The 13,890-nt window shown below is 66.7% G+C and carries 16 protein-coding genes; 12 read left to right on the top strand and 4 right to left on the bottom strand.

Translation table 11 applies throughout. From position 1 onward, the window contains the following. Positions 1–21 precede the first annotated feature (21 nt). The 4 genes from H299_RS0118755 to H299_RS0118770 all read right to left on the bottom strand — a co-directional run bounded on the left by H299_RS0118755 (position 22) and on the right by H299_RS0118770 (position 2,577). Positions 22–1,227, bottom strand: a complete 1,206-nt coding sequence (locus H299_RS0118755; protein WP_027749653.1) for a sensor histidine kinase — start codon at positions 1,225–1,227, stop codon at positions 22–24. A gap of 63 nt (positions 1,228–1,290) precedes the next feature. Then, positions 1,291–1,488 carry a DUF397 domain-containing protein gene (locus H299_RS0118760; RefSeq protein WP_027749654.1) on the bottom strand — a complete coding sequence of 66 codons (198 nt, stop codon included), beginning with the start codon at positions 1,486–1,488 and terminating at the stop codon, positions 1,291–1,293. Between the two features lie 36 nt (positions 1,489–1,524). Beyond that, positions 1,525–1,710: a DUF397 domain-containing protein gene (locus tag H299_RS0118765; RefSeq protein ID WP_037759603.1), complete on the bottom strand. Its 186-nt coding sequence runs from the start codon at positions 1,708–1,710 to the stop codon at positions 1,525–1,527. A gap of 12 nt (positions 1,711–1,722) precedes the next feature. Next, on the bottom strand, positions 1,723–2,577 hold the full coding sequence (locus tag H299_RS0118770; RefSeq protein ID WP_027749656.1) for a Scr1 family TA system antitoxin-like transcriptional regulator: 855 nt from the start codon (positions 2,575–2,577) through the stop codon (positions 1,723–1,725). A 245-nt stretch (positions 2,578–2,822) separates the two neighbouring features. Here H299_RS0118770 and H299_RS0118775 point away from each other — a divergent pair, with 245 nt between their 5' ends. The 12 genes from H299_RS0118775 (at position 2,823) to eccD (ending at position 13,873) form a co-directional block, all read left to right on the top strand. Further along, positions 2,823–3,272 (top strand): ATP-binding protein, encoded by a 450-nt coding sequence (locus H299_RS0118775; protein ID WP_486587332.1) that lies wholly within the window; start codon positions 2,823–2,825, stop codon positions 3,270–3,272. A gap of 124 nt (positions 3,273–3,396) precedes the next feature. Further along, positions 3,397–3,729, top strand: coding sequence for a hypothetical protein (locus tag H299_RS0118780; RefSeq protein ID WP_027749658.1), 333 nt, complete (start codon positions 3,397–3,399; stop codon positions 3,727–3,729). Between the two features lie 14 nt (positions 3,730–3,743). Next, entirely contained in the window at positions 3,744–4,049 is a 306-nt protein-coding gene (locus H299_RS0118785; RefSeq protein WP_027749659.1) for a pore-forming ESAT-6 family protein, read from the top strand. Positions 4,050–4,094: 45 nt separating this feature from the next. Then, entirely contained in the window at positions 4,095–4,517 is a 423-nt protein-coding gene (locus H299_RS34960) for a DUF6507 family protein (protein ID WP_051262618.1), read from the top strand. Continuing rightward, the gene (locus H299_RS37655) at positions 4,517–6,670 is read left to right on the top strand and encodes a hypothetical protein (RefSeq protein ID WP_051262619.1); all 2,154 of its coding nucleotides are present in this window, start codon (positions 4,517–4,519) and stop codon (positions 6,668–6,670) included. Before H299_RS34960 ends, H299_RS37655 begins: the two co-directional genes overlap by 1 nt. Before the next feature lie 8 nt (positions 6,671–6,678). After that, positions 6,679–7,527, top strand: a complete 849-nt coding sequence (locus tag H299_RS39665; protein WP_158692356.1) for a hypothetical protein — start codon at positions 6,679–6,681, stop codon at positions 7,525–7,527. A gap of 929 nt (positions 7,528–8,456) precedes the next feature. Then, a complete protein-coding gene (locus tag H299_RS0118800; protein WP_486587333.1) occupies positions 8,457–8,774 on the top strand; it encodes a hypothetical protein in 318 nt (105 codons plus the stop codon). Between the two features lie 241 nt (positions 8,775–9,015). Further along, a complete protein-coding gene (locus H299_RS0118805; protein ID WP_158692357.1) occupies positions 9,016–9,573 on the top strand; it encodes a hypothetical protein in 558 nt (185 codons plus the stop codon). Between the two features lie 276 nt (positions 9,574–9,849). Next, entirely contained in the window at positions 9,850–10,287 is a 438-nt protein-coding gene (locus H299_RS0118810) for a hypothetical protein (protein ID WP_027749662.1), read from the top strand. A 404-nt stretch (positions 10,288–10,691) separates the two neighbouring features. Beyond that, positions 10,692–12,050 (top strand): capsule biosynthesis protein CapZ, encoded by a 1,359-nt coding sequence (locus H299_RS0118815; protein WP_027749663.1) that lies wholly within the window; start codon positions 10,692–10,694, stop codon positions 12,048–12,050. 207 nt (positions 12,051–12,257) lie between these two features. Continuing rightward, positions 12,258–12,533, top strand: a complete 276-nt coding sequence (locus H299_RS34970) for a hypothetical protein (RefSeq protein ID WP_051262620.1) — start codon at positions 12,258–12,260, stop codon at positions 12,531–12,533. Then, positions 12,530–13,873 (top strand): type VII secretion integral membrane protein EccD, encoded by a 1,344-nt coding sequence (gene eccD / locus H299_RS0118825; RefSeq protein ID WP_027749664.1) that lies wholly within the window; start codon positions 12,530–12,532, stop codon positions 13,871–13,873. Before H299_RS34970 ends, eccD begins: the two co-directional genes overlap by 4 nt. Positions 13,874–13,890 lie beyond the last annotated feature (17 nt).

Raw genomic sequence — 13,890 nt, forward strand, 5'->3', positions numbered from 1 at the left:
GGCTCCGGGTGCCGCGTCGCGCTACGCGGCGGGCTCGCGGTCGCGGTCCCGCCAGGGCAGCTCGGCGGTGATCGTGGTCGGGCCGCCGGGGGGCGAGTCCAGCACGAGCAGCCCGTCGACGGAGCCGAGCCGGTCCGCGAGGCCCGCCAGCCCGGTGCCGCCGCTGCCGCCCTCCCCCGTACCGGGGAGCGCCGTGGTCGCGCCGCCCTTGCCGTCGTCCGTGACCTGGAGCAGCAGCCTGTCGTCCGCACGCCACAGGTCCACCTGGGCCGTACGGGCCCCGCTGTGCTTGCTGATGTTCTGGAGCAGCTCGGAGGCGGTGAAGTAGGCGATCCCCTCGATCGCCGCCGCCGGGCGCTCGGTCAGGTCGGACGACACCCGCACGGGGACCGTGCAGCGGGCGGACAGCGAGGACAGTGCGGCGCTGAGGCCGCGGTCGGTGAGGATGGCGGGGTGGATGCCGCGGGCGAGGTCGCGCAGCTCCTGGAGGGCGAGCTTGACCTCGCCGTGTGCCTCGTCGACCATCTTGGCGGCTTCCTCGGGGTCCTCCAGCAGCTTCTCCTTCGCCAGGCCGAGGCCCATGGCGAGGGTGACCAGGCGGGCCTGGGCGCCGTCGTGCAGGTCGCGTTCGATGCGGCGCAGGTCGGCGGCGGCCGTGTCCACCACCACGCCCCGGTCCGACTCCAGCTCGGCGATCCGCCGCTCCAGCTCGTCGGACGGGGAGAGCAGCCCGCGCACCATCGCGCGGTCCACGTTCGACAGGCCCCGCGCCACCCAGGGCAGCAGCGGCCAGCCCACGAACAGGGAGACGAAAGTGATGGTGAAGGTCAGCACCCCCCAGGGCAGCCGGATGGCCGAGTACAGCGCATGCCGCCACGCCACCGAGTCCTTGAGGTGGGCCCACAGCCAGGGGAAGAACCCGGGGGCACTGGGGCGTACGGGGCTGGGCTCGTCGATCCGCACCCGCAGCAGCATCCGCGCGCGGCCCCGCTCGAACTTGCCGAACAGGCGGCAGCCGCCCAGCCCGAGCGCGAGCATCGGCAGCCCGACGACAGTGACCGAGAGGGGAGCGCTGGTGAGCAGGCAGACCGACACGAAGACGAAGCCGAAGATGTCGACCGGCATGTTGCTCAGCAGGTACGCGATCTCCCGCCACGTCTGCGCCTCGAGCGGGGGACGGGGGAGGGGGAGACGGTCGTCGTCGGTCTCGGGGGCTCTCGCGGTCATATGCCTAGCCTGCCGGGTGGTGTCACCAGGCACCATGGGGTGGGTGGGGTGTACCGGGTGGGGTTATCCCCCGTACGGCCTCCCGCCGGTCCGCTCCGCGAACCGGAGCAGCGCGCGCAGGCGGTCGGGGGCGACGGTGAGTATCCGCTCGGGCACGGTGGATTCCCGGAGCCGGAGGGTGCCGTCGGCGCCGTCGCGGATCTCGACGCAGTTGCTGCCCTCGGCGCAGTAGGACGACTTCTGCCAGGTCTGTGCGGGCACGATGAGTCCCTTCGCTTGTGGTCGAGTCTGGGGCGGCTACTGCTGTCCGGGGCGGATGGATCGGAGGAGGGAGCGCAGGCGATTGGGAGTGAGGGTGAGTATCCGCTCCGGTTCGGTGGATTCCCGGAGCCGGAGGGTGCCGTCGGCGCCGTCGCGGATCTCGACGCAGTTGTTGCCTTCGGCGCAGTAGGACGACTTCTGCCAGTCGGGGTTCTGGGCCATGATGTCAGCCTTTCAGAGGTTGGTGACGATCCTGTGGATAAAGTCCCGGGACTCAGATTCGTCCAGGGCGATCTCTTGCATGCGGTCCAGCAGGACCCGGTACTTGTCCAGCTGCGCCTCGGCGTTCAGGAACACGAGGCCGTGGGATTGGTCCAGCTGAACCGTGTCGAGCTGAGAGACCGGGCCTTCGGAGTAGAAGATCGTCTGTCCCGCACCCGGGAACTCGCCAGCGGAGAACGGAATCACCAGGACGGTGATGTCCTCTCGCTCACTCGCGTTGATGATGTGGTTGAGCTGCTCCACGGTCACGGCTCGGCCGCCGAACTGCATGCGCAGGGCCGCCTCGTGGATGATCGCGGTGTACGGGGCCGGTCTTGGCCGGTGCAGGACCGCCTGCCGCTTGATGCGCCATGAAGTGCGGTGTTCGACCTCATGCGGCGGCAGCGCCGGGATGCCTTGGCCGAAGACGACTCGTGCGTGTGCGTTGGTCTGCAAGAGCCCTGGCAAGCTGGCTGTCTGAGCGGTGCGCATGCGCACCGAGTGATGCTCCAGTTCGGCGAGGTCGAGCAGCCCAGCAGGTAGCACGCCGCGGTACTCCTGCCACCAGGTTCGTGCGCGTCCGTTGCTGGCCATAGCGGCAAGGGCATCGATGAGCTTCTCGTCGGGACAGTCGTAGTTGCACGTGAGTGTGTGAACGCGGGCCGCACTGATGCCCACTCGGCCGGACTCGATGTTGCTCATGCGTGCTTGGTCGATCCCCAGCAGCGCACCAGCCTCGTGCGCGGTCATGCCCGATCGTTCACGCAGCTTGCGCAGTTCGATCCCAAGTCGCTGCTGTCGAGCTGTTGGTGTGCTGCGTGGCGGCATCCCAACTCCCCTCTCGTTCGGACAGGCTCAATGTACAGAGGAACATGGATTCACCTCTGATAGGTGTCATACATTAACCCTGTGCGCTACGGTGTGTCTCATGTCACGCACTCAACGTGGCGGCCGGGAACCCGGAAGCGCACCGTGCTGCGCGCGCCCAAGGCGTGCACCCGCGCGGCAGGCCACCGGGCGGCTGCCCGGCACCGCACCGCACACGTACACGACCGCACGCCGAAGGAGCCCTGGTGTCCCTCCATGTCGTGAGCCCTCCCCTCCCCGCTGCCGTCCCAGCCGACCCGCCGTGGCAGTACGGCCTCCAACTCCCCCACGACCCGCGCGCGCCCCGTATCGCGCGGAGCACGGTGACCGCCGTGCTCCGCGAGCACGGGCTGTGCGATCTCGTCGACACCGCCGAGCTGTTGCTCAGTGAACTGGTGACGAACGCCTTCCGTTACTCCGAGGGCGCCGTCTGCGTACGGGTGTGCTGGGCCGAGGGCGCGCTGCGCACCACCGTCCGGGACACCGACCCGCGTCCGCCCTCGGTCGCCGCCGCGCCTGCGGAGGCGTGCCGCACGCGGGGGCGCGGACTGCTCCTCGTGCAGCGGCTGGCGCACCGCTGGGGTCACTACGACTTCGCACGTACGACGGGCGGCAAGGCCGTCTGGTTCGAACTGCTGAGCGAGAGCCGATTGTGACGTGGGTCTCGTCCTGCTGTTCGGAAGTGCGTTGCACGGAGCGTGTTCGAACTGGTACCCATGAGTGAACAGGGGACGAGTGCGTCTGACCGTTGTGGAGCCAAGGGGGGCTTTCGCGGTGGGCATGAAGTTCGACATGGGAAACACGACGCTGTCGACGCTGGTCCAGCAGTCGGACGGGTCGTCACAGGATCTGGGTTCGCTGATCAGGCAACTGGTCGCGGCGGCACAGCCGTTGGAGGGAAAGTTCAACGGTGAGGGCAAGGCCGCCTTCGACCAGTTCAAGAACAACTCGGATGAGATCACCGCGGCATTGAACGGCGCGCTGTCCGCGATTCTGGGCGGCCAGTCCGGTATGGACACCGCGTTCGGCTCGGGTGACCAGGAATCGGCGGACAACGCGCGGGCGTCGATGTCGTCCGCGAATTTCGATGCGGCCCGGTTCTCCGGCCGCTGAGGGGGCGATGAGCCATGGGGCTGGACCGCAGGAGCTATGACACCGGTGCATCAAGCGAGGTGCAGGGCAGTCTGGCGCAGATCATCGGCCGGCTGGAGCAGGTGATCGGTGAGCGCGACCGCCAGGTGAAGGCCGCGATGACGGACTTCCAGGCGGACGGCGTCTCGGATCAGTACCAGGGCGTCGAGCAGCGTTGGAACCGTTCGGCGAGTGAGGTGCGGGAAATCATCCGGCTGCTGCGCACGACCCTGGAGAAGAACGACGGCACGGCGCAGCAGACGCTGCAGCGCGCCAAGTCAGCAGTGGACGGTATCGGCTGAGGCGACGGCAGGACGGAATTCCTGCGGGGGTAGGGGAGGTGCGGGATGCCGGGGTGGTACCTGGAGCCCGTGGATATCGGCACGACGCTGGAGAGCACCGGTTCCGCGATAGACGGCCTTCAGGGGGAGGTCGAGACGTACAGCGAGAACCTCACCTCAGCGGCCCGGGCCGCAGGCTGCCTCAAGTCGGCGAACGTACCGTTGACGGACGCCGACTTGGGCACTGGCCAGGTGGGTGGGGCGGTGGCCGCGGCGCTCGGTGAGTTCGGCAGGCGGACACAGGAGGACCTGTTGTACGTCCGGACTCGTGCGGGCAAGTCCATCTCGGGCGCGAGTGAGGCAGCGCGGCAGTATCTGGAGGGCGATCACGCGATGGCAGCCGACACGATGCACAACGCCATCGCTGAGCCTGACATGGACAAGGCCGTGGCAGAGGCGAAGCAGGCGGCCAAGGGGAAGAAGGGCTGATGGGCGCGGCGGCGATCGCGTTTGAGGACATACCTGTCTACACGGGGGATCTGGAGCAACTGGAACGGGACATCACCAGCCTGCGCGCGGACGCCGGGAAGATCCGGGGTACGGGGGCGGACACCCACACCAAGTTCCAGCTCCTGGCGGCGTACTACAAGGCCCCGGAAGCCACCCAGTTGTTCGCGACGACGAAGCCGGTACGGGATCGCGCGGATGACTTTGCGACCGATCTGGAGAAAGTCGCCACCGCGTTGGACACGTATGCGGGGGAGATCCGACCGCTGGTCAAGCGGCTGAAGGAGCTGGAGGCCGAGGCGATCGCCTTCGGCAGCAAGATTTCGGGCGACGACGACTGGGACGAAGACCAGGGCAACGTGGACCGGAACAACGAGATCTTCAGCGATGTCTCCATGGTCCAGGCCAAATTCTGGGCTGCTGAACGGGCCTGCTCCAGCACGATCCGGGCCGTGGTGGGGCTACCGCCACTGATCGCGGACGATGGATCGCACGGCAAGAACATGTACGGCCTGTCCGTGGCGGACATGAAGAAGGTCGGCAAAGCACCGTGGGGTTCGATGGTCGAAAGAGACCGCCCCTGGTACGAGGACGTGGCAGTGTGGACGAAACATTTCGTCTGGGACGGTGCCTTGATTGACGGTCTTGTCGCCACAGTCAAAGGGCTCACGACCTTGGTCAATCCATTCGGCGACGACTTCGGTGCGGCGTGGGCGGGCCTGGGCAAAGTCATGGGCGGCATCGGCCTGTACGCCATGGAGCCGTTCGACTGGGGCGGCAAGCTCACAGGTGAACAGGACAGCGCCACCGAACGTGGGCTGAAGAGCGCCGCGCGCGACTTCGCCAAGTCCCTGGTGGCTTATGACGAGTGGGACAACGATCCGGCCAAGGCCGCAGGCACCACCGCGTTCAACGTCATCACGCTGCTCACCGCGCCCGCGGGCGCCAGCAAGGCCGCGAAGGCGGCCCGCGCGGTGCAACTCATTGACCCAGTCCGCGCGTTGGCCAAAGTGGGAGGCGCTGGCCTTGCCAAACTGCCCAACATGAGTGGCCTGCTCGCCCAACTCAAGGAACTGGGTGCGGTCAAGGCCGTCGAGTTACCCAACGGCTCCTACGCCCTCCCCGACGGCACCCCAGCCCCACGTACCGGGCCCCTCCCGGAGGGCCACCGCGCGGTGCGCTACGACGACGGCAGTGTGAAGGTCGGCGACAACACCTTCCTCCACCCCGACGGCTCCGTCCGCAACGCCGCAGGCGAAGTCACCCAACCCGCCCACGCGGCCCCTCGCGAACTCTCGGCAGCCGAACGGGCCGCCAACCCTTCCGCTGTCCCCGAACACGAACTCGCCGGCGTCGGCGCCCGCCAGGACCCCGGCGACCTCACCGCCCGCGCGGACGCGGGGGATTCCACTCCACACGACCCAGGCCGGGCCCGCGCTACGCCGACTGAGCCGGGCGGCACCAGTGGGGTTCCTCACCATGCGGACGGTGTCCATCCTGGTTCGACGGGAGCCATGGAAGGCGGGGCGAGAGGTGGAGTCGACCAGGGCCACGGAGACCCAACGCCTGATGGCAACGGCCCTCCGGGTGGCGATGATGCGCTGCCCCACGATCCCGAGGGAACTCCTCCGGACGGTCCGGGACCTGCGGGTGAAGGAAGAGTGTCTCCCGAAGAAGCCGCGGGGAGTGGTCGAGATCCTTGGCAGGCGTCGGGCACTATCGATGGGCCTGCGAGGGACAAACTGCTCAGCGCACCCCACGCACGTCACACATTCGCCGGTGTGAAGAATGGCGAGGTGAGAGCTGAGAACAGTCTCATCCTGCCCGAGTTTCGGAAATCCGTTCGTGATGACATCACGAAAATTGCTTCCGGGGAGGCACGTTATAATCCGGAAACCCAGCGCTATGAAGTGAATGGCCGAGCGTACGGAATTGAGCCGTCAGGGAGGGTATACCCGGACTCAGGTCCCGGTATCGTGAAGCTCGACAGGATTGAGTATGACGCTTTGAAGCATATATCAAAAGCCAACGGCGATGTCGGTCGACTCGGTAAGATGTTTGCGAATGCCCCCAAGTTCAAAAACAACCCGGCGGCAGTTCAGAGGGCGATCGAATTGTATCGGAAGTACGGATGATGTATAACTTGCTTATTCTCGGGGCGAATTCGATCGGTAGGTTGCCGTCATTTCTCGCCAGGGAATTCAATCTATTGGATTCTGATATTGACGTGTCGGCATCGGATGATTACGATTCGCGCAACTGGGACGCAAGTGTATCTTGTGAGTATTCAGTAAAGCGAGGAAGCTTGGACTGGTCGATCTCAGTCTACGCCGCTGATGGTGTGAAGGATCGCCCCAGTGAAGAGGAATTGGCTCGCGATCTGTCGGAATTTCTTGACCTTCCGGTTCTCTTTCCAGGTGAATGGACCCCTCCAAGTGTGTGGCGAGTAGTGCAACCGGACGGTGAATTCTCGCACGCTCGGGTCGAAGAGTCAGCGGAAAACGATGAATTGATCTCCGTTGTCGAGTCTGAGCGAGCGGTGCGCGAATTCGGCGACGCAATCGTTGTGAATTTCCCAGACATCGCCAAGGAATTTCCGATTGCCACTCCAATCACCGACTCATGCATCCTTGTGGATGTCGACGGATCGGTCCTAAGTGATTTGCGTGGAGTTCTCGTCAATTGGGAGCGTCTAGGGCTCCGGATGATCAATGGTTGGCCACCTTCAGGCTGGTATTCGGCAGCGATGTATGTCGACGACCTTCACCTCAGGGATCGGGCATCAAGTATTGCTACGCAGTTCGCCGGACCTCAGAATGCGAAAATCCAGGACGTCTTGTCGAGGCTGGACGGCGTATTTCGAGAAGCTACTGTGGATGACGGTGGACGTGCGCTGGCATCCGCTCTGGACCTGCGCATCGATGATGTAGCCAATCGGCCATGGTATTGGCAGCGACGCCCTGGGTCAGTGCCGTGGGAATCTGGTCTGTGAATTCCAGCGACAGGTGTTGTCGGTATAGCTATTCTTGCGTGCATCGCTCGGGAGAGCCGCCCTTCGGGCTGCCGAACTCACGCCCTGGGAGTGGCTTGTAAGCTGGGAAGAAGGATCGGCGGATGCCAGCCAATGCCCCCTTCCAGGACCTGCTTGCTGGCTGACTCCCACTTTGGAGAAGATCGGCTCGCTTGTCTCCGACTCCACGCACGCGAACTGGCCGGAAGTTCTGGCAGAGATCACTTCCTACCCCACTGGTTCGCGAGCCCTGATTTGGGTGAAGAGAATAGATCGAAGCGGACGTGGGTCCGTGGGTTTGCTGATTGTCGCGCAGCGAGGTGAAAACGGCTTGGTCCTGATCGACAGCATGACGAATGAATCAGCGAACCTCGAAACCGAGGGAATCCCTGAGATCCGTGTTCTCCGGTGTCGGTAGCATCCGAATCGGATCGCTAATGGTTGGGTGGTTTGAAGCGTGAGCCCCTCTGTTCGTCATCTGTGGTGCGGTGCGGCGAGAAATGGCGGCTAATCCAAGTTGCACTGCCCTGTGTTTCGGCTGATATGTCAAACCTGCTCAGGGCTGCGGTGCCGGACCTCTATCAAGTGTTTCCATGCCGGTGGATCTTAGGGCTAATTCGCACAGTATACGCGACTGCGACCGCAGAATTTCGGGGTGCGTGAGGACTCCCGGGAGTCACAGCAGGTTCCGTTTCTTGGTGGCCAGAATTCTCCACAGCCTCAGAAAGGAAAGTGCATCAATGACAACTCCAGACGCGCAACCCAACTCATTATCTGGCATACATGCCACACATGACACGACACAAGTCCCCCCACCTGATCGTCAGATCGCCGCCCCGGCCTGCCGGATCTGTGGCGCGCAGCCGGCTGTTGCCGTCGCCATCCGGGCGCACCAAGGGCTGCTGACGCACATGCGCACCCATAAGATCAAGGGGCCGTTCTGCCGGACCTGCGGTACTGCGCTCGTGCGCCAGTTCACGACCAAGACTCTGTGGCAGGGTTGGTGGTCCCCTATTTCCTTGGTCTTCCTCAGCCCGCGTACTCTGGCGCGGAACTTCCGCGTCAGCCGCGAACTCAACGCGCTGCCGCCGCCCGGGCCGACGGCTCCCGGTGCCGCGCCTCTCCCCGTGGGGAAGCCCGTTCAGCATCGCCCGCTCGCCTACGTCGCGATTCTCCCTGCGGTATGGGCGGTGTACTTTGTCACCGGCGTGATCATCATCAACTTGTGAGCGTCGGATCTCGCTCGTGTCCGGTGTGCAGAACGCGTTCTGCCCGTGCGATCGGAGCGTCGGCGAGCGTTCGTTCCGGATTTCGATGCGTAATTTCGATTGAGGTTGCAGAATGAGACGGGTGAGGCGTGTGAGCAGACGTCGGAGGATCGGCTTAGGCAGCGTGGCCATGGTTACTGCTGTTCTGTTGGCCGGGTGCGGGGATGGCTCGGCGGGGGAGGGGCCGGAGGGGGCGGGGGAGGTGACCTATTCCGCGCCTTCGGTGCCGGAGGTGGAGTTTCCCACGCCGTTCGAGGAGACCACGCCCGGTGAGTACGAGGCCGGGGAGGTCGCCGAGAGCGGTACGGAGGTGGCGGTCGGCACGACCGTGCGGCTGAAGGTGGAGGCGCAGGGGAAGAAGGGCTTGCTGGACGTCACCGTCACGCGTATCGAGAAGGGCAGTCCTTCCGATGATTTCGGATACGAGAAGGACGCGGGCGCTCCGGCGGAGACGCCGTACTACATGCATGCCGAGATCAAGAACGCGGGCAAGACGGATCTGTCGGGCGCGTACTTCAGTGATTTCGTCGGTCTGGCGGATGACGAGGAGTCCTCGCCGCTGAGATTCAACATCGGCGTCTTCGAGAAGTGCCCCGCCGCCGGGGAACAGGCGGACCTGAAGCCGGGTGTGACGTTTGAGACTTGTTCGACTGCTTTGGCCAAGCCTGGGGTGAAGGTCGTCGGGGCGCGGTGGGAGGAAGCGCCGTACGAGCCCGACTTCGTCACCGAGGCCGGCGTGACCTGGCGGACAGATGGGTGAGTGACTGCCGCTTACGCACAGGGGGTGGCCTGGCTCGGGACTACGACAGGCGGTTGATCGCGCTGACCGCCGTGATGTGCACCCGTGTGAACGTTTACCCGAGGGGCTGTCTGACCTCATCGTGAGTCCTTTTTCCCGCTGGATTCTGAAGCTCAATGCGTGAAGCGTGGTTTCCACACGCGTGCCGGGTTGCTGGTCTGTGCAATTTATAAATTCGGCGATATATTTGCAATGGTGCAAGGTCGGTAATGTGAATGCGGAAAGGATTTCTGGAGTATGCGTAAAACTTTTATCGGCGTGGCTCTGCTTGCGTGTATCGCGGTGTTGGCCGGGTGTGGCAGTGATGGCGGTGGAAGTGACAAGAAGGGTGACGTCGTCGGTGAAGCGGGGAAGAAGTCGGAGGCTCCGCTTAAGCAGGAGGTGACCCGGAAGGTCACGCTTGAACTGGGTGGACAGGGTGAACCGCTGATTACATACATCGCAGACACGCTGCACAGCGTGAAGGCGACACTTCCCTGGAAGGAGACCTTCACGCTCACCCTTGAAGGGCCCGAGGTGGACTCAGGCAGGCCGATCTCGGTCATTTCGCAGGCCGTGGAAACCCCGAGTGGGCGGCTTGATTTCCCGCCATGCTCCATCACTGTGGACGGAAAGAAGGTGGCGGAGTACGAAGGCGGGGGAAATGCGAACGCCTGCAAGTACACGCTGAAGTGAGGGTGTGTCAGGGCGGCGTGAAGCCCGGTTGCCCGATGAGGGTCTGAGAGGGAGCACCTGCACAGCCGACTTCCCCTGGCCCGCTTCCTGGCCCATCGCCGGAACCGACGGCGGACCGTCCCGCTCGGCGACCCGGTACGAGCGGGCCAAGGTCGCCAACCTCGCCGGGGGGAGCGCGACCCGCGACGACGGGACCCGGTAGCCCCCTGGTCAGGTCCCCGGCCACTGCCAGGCACCCCTTCGGGCTCGCGCGAAGCGGCACTGCGATGGCGCGATAGCGTGATGGATTGCCATATGCTTGTCACTTCATTGACTGCGAACCGTTTGTCCTCATCGGTGCGCACCGCTGTCGGCCGTGACCCGGCGACCGGCCCACCGGAGGGCGCTCGGAAACGGGAGCGAGAATGACATCTGGAGCCGTCGAGGACACCCTCGCGTCGGCGGAGGCCCTGCGGGCGGAGATAGCGCGCCTCGACCGCCGCGTGGCCGAGCTGGAGGCGGAGCGCCGCAGGTACGCGCACGGCTCCGGGTCCCTCACCCTCGATGAATTCATCGAACCGATCCGTCTCTCGCGCCGGGCCTGGGACCTGCGGCGGGCGAGCGGGGAGTCGCAGCACAAAGTGATCAAGGTAGTCCGGCCGTCCGCGGTGACGCTGCCCGTCTCCTCCCTCTTCCGCCGGGAGCCGCCGCGCAAACCGGAGGACCAGCAGCCCGAATACCTTGAGCAGTTCGACGCCCGCACCCTCTTCTACGACGCCTTCCAGCACGGCGACGACGTGTGGCTGTGCGGCCCGCCGGTGAGCAACCTCAAGGCGCCGCTCAGCAACGGGGCCTGGCGCGTCGACGGCGTCGACGTCACGGGTGATCTCGCTCTCCGCGACTGGGGTCGCACACAGCGCTCGGTGATTGCGGGGGCTGCCGGTGCGGGCCGCGAACTGTCCTTCAGCCTGGGGAACGACAGGTTCGGCGCGGACATCGCGCCGAACGAGTCGGACCTCTTCGCCGGGCAGCGCACGATCATCACGAAGTCCAAGGACAACGACCTCGTCTGGATTCAGGACTTCCTGCGCTATTACCACCTCGTGCACGGGGTGACCGGAATCGTCTTCTACGACAACAATTCCACGCGCTACACCCCGCAGGACGTCGCCGACGCCATCGCGGAGGTGGACGGGATCACCACGGCCGTCGTCGTGGACTGGCCCTTCCCCTTCGGCCCGCAGGGCGGCCCCAACAAGATCTGGGACTCGGACTACTGCCAGTACGGGCTCCTGGAGCACGGCCGCTTCCGCTATCTGTCCCAGGCGGCCGGTGTGATCAGCGCGGACATCGACGAGCTGATGCTCGCCGATGACGCCCGGTCCGTCTTCGACCACGCCGCCGAGTCGGAGACCGGCGTCGTGATGTTCTCCGGCTACTGGATGGCCAAGGCGACGCGCACCCCGATGGCCTCCGACCGCCAGCGCCGCTTCACGGACTACCACCACCGGTCCAAGGGCACGACGACGGTGAAGTGGGCGGCCCTGCCGGGCGTCGTGGACGAGATGACCACGCAGTGGCGCGTGCACAGCGTGGCAGGCTCGGGAACCGTGAAGACCGACAAGGTCCACCACCGGCACTTCGCGGGTGTGAACAGCGGCTGGCGCTACGACCGCTCCGAAGGCGTCGCCCAGCCGGACGCCCACATCTACGACCCACGCATGAGCCGCGTCCTCGACCTCGTCTTCGGCTCCAGCCCCGAAGAAGTCCGGGGCACCTGGTAGCCGCCCGCCCCACCTCGGCAGGTTCCTCCCGGCTCGCCCGGAGCGGTACGCGGGCCTGCGCGCACAGAGCGGCGCCGCGGGCGGGAGAAGAGCCCCCGCCGCCCGGGAGCGCCGCACGAGGCCGATCCCGTCGGTGAGGGCAGGACCGCTACGCACTGGTATTCGGTGATCTCGTACAGTGGTGGACGGACCTGGGGAGGGGGCGGCATGGCTCGGGACTACGACGGGCAGTTGCTGGAGTCCGTCGCCGTGCGGCGGCGCAGGCTGCGGGACGCGCTGCTGTTCGGTTCGCAGCGGATGCGGCGCACGCTGGACGAGAACACCGGGAAGATCTTCGGCGGCATCGCGCTGGCCGCCGTCATGTGTGCCGGGTGCGTGGGCTGGTCGTTCGTCTCGGAGCGGATTCTGCACAAGGACGAGGACAAGGGCAGGGACGGCGCCGGGCGTTCCGCGCCGTACGCGGTGGTGGGGGCGGCCGGGTGACGGCGGCGACCGCGGGGCGGCGGACCGCGCTGAGCAGGGTGACGCTGGTCGGTGAGCGGCGCCGGATCGACATGCTGCTGCCCGCCGACGAGCCGGTGGGGGAGCTGCTCCCCGACATCCTCGACCTGCTGGACGACCGGGCGTCCGAACGCCCCCTGCTGCGGCGCCTGGTGACCGCGCGCGGCGAGGTGCTGGCGCAGGACGACACGCTCGCCTCCGCGCGGGTCGCCGACGGCGCCGTGCTGCGTCTGGTGCGGGAGCAGGAGACGCCCGCCGCGCCCGTCGTGCACGACGTGTCCGACGAGACGGCGGAGGACCTGGACGTACGGGCCTGGCGCTGGGGCGACCGTACGCGCGCCTGGGCCGCCGGTACGGCCGCCGTGCTGCTCGCGCTGACGGCGGCGTTCGCCGCGCGCGCCTGGCTGGGGCAGCAGGACGTACGGCTGCCGCTCGCCGTGGCCGCCGCCGCCGCGGCCGGTACGGGCGCTCTGGTGGCGCGGCTGGGCGGCCGGGAGCTGGGCACCGCGCTGATCGCGCTGGGCGGGGCGCTGGGCCTGTTCGCGGGATGGACGGCGACGGAGGCGGCCGATGCGCGGCTGGCGGCGCTGGGCCTGGCCGCGACGGTGACGCTCGCCTTGCTGGGGACGGCGACACCGGTGGGCCGGGGCGGGTACGTGGGTGCGGCGGCGGTCGTGGTGGTGGTGGGCGGCTGGGAGCTGGGCTGGCTGCTCTCCGGCGGCTACCGCCTGGGTGCGGCGCTCGGCGCGGCCTCGGTGCTGGCCCTGGGCTACTTGCCGAGGCTCGCGCTGATGAGCGCGGGGCTGACCCGGCTGGACGACCGGCGGGTGGCCGAGACCTCGGTCAGCCGGCACGGGGTGGACGTGGCGCTGGCCGCCACGCACCGCGGGCTCGCGCTGGCGACGGTGGCCGTGGCGGCCTCGGCCGCGGGCGGCGGCTGGCTGGCCGCCGACCGTACGAACACCTGGTCGGTGACGGCGGCGGCGCTGCTGGCCGTCGTCCTCTTCTCGCGGGCGCGGGCGTATCCGCTGGCGGTCGAGGTGGTCGCGCTCCAGGCGGCCGGGGTGGTGCTCGTCGTGCGGCTGCTGGTGCTGTGGGCCGAGGCGGAGGGCGGCGGCACGGGCGGTGAGGCCGCGCCGCTGGCGGCGCTGTGCGCCCTGCCGTTGCTGCCGCTGGCGGTGCTGGTGGCCCGGCCGCCCGATCACGTGCGGGTGCGGCTGCGGCGGATCACGAACTTCGTGGAGTCGGTGGGCGTGGTGGTGCTGATACCGGTGGCCATCGGTGCGTTCGGCGTGTACGGCCGCCTGCTGGAGACGTTTTGAGGGAGGCGCGGATCTGA

It is taken from the genome of Streptomyces sp. CNH287, assembly GCF_000424825.1.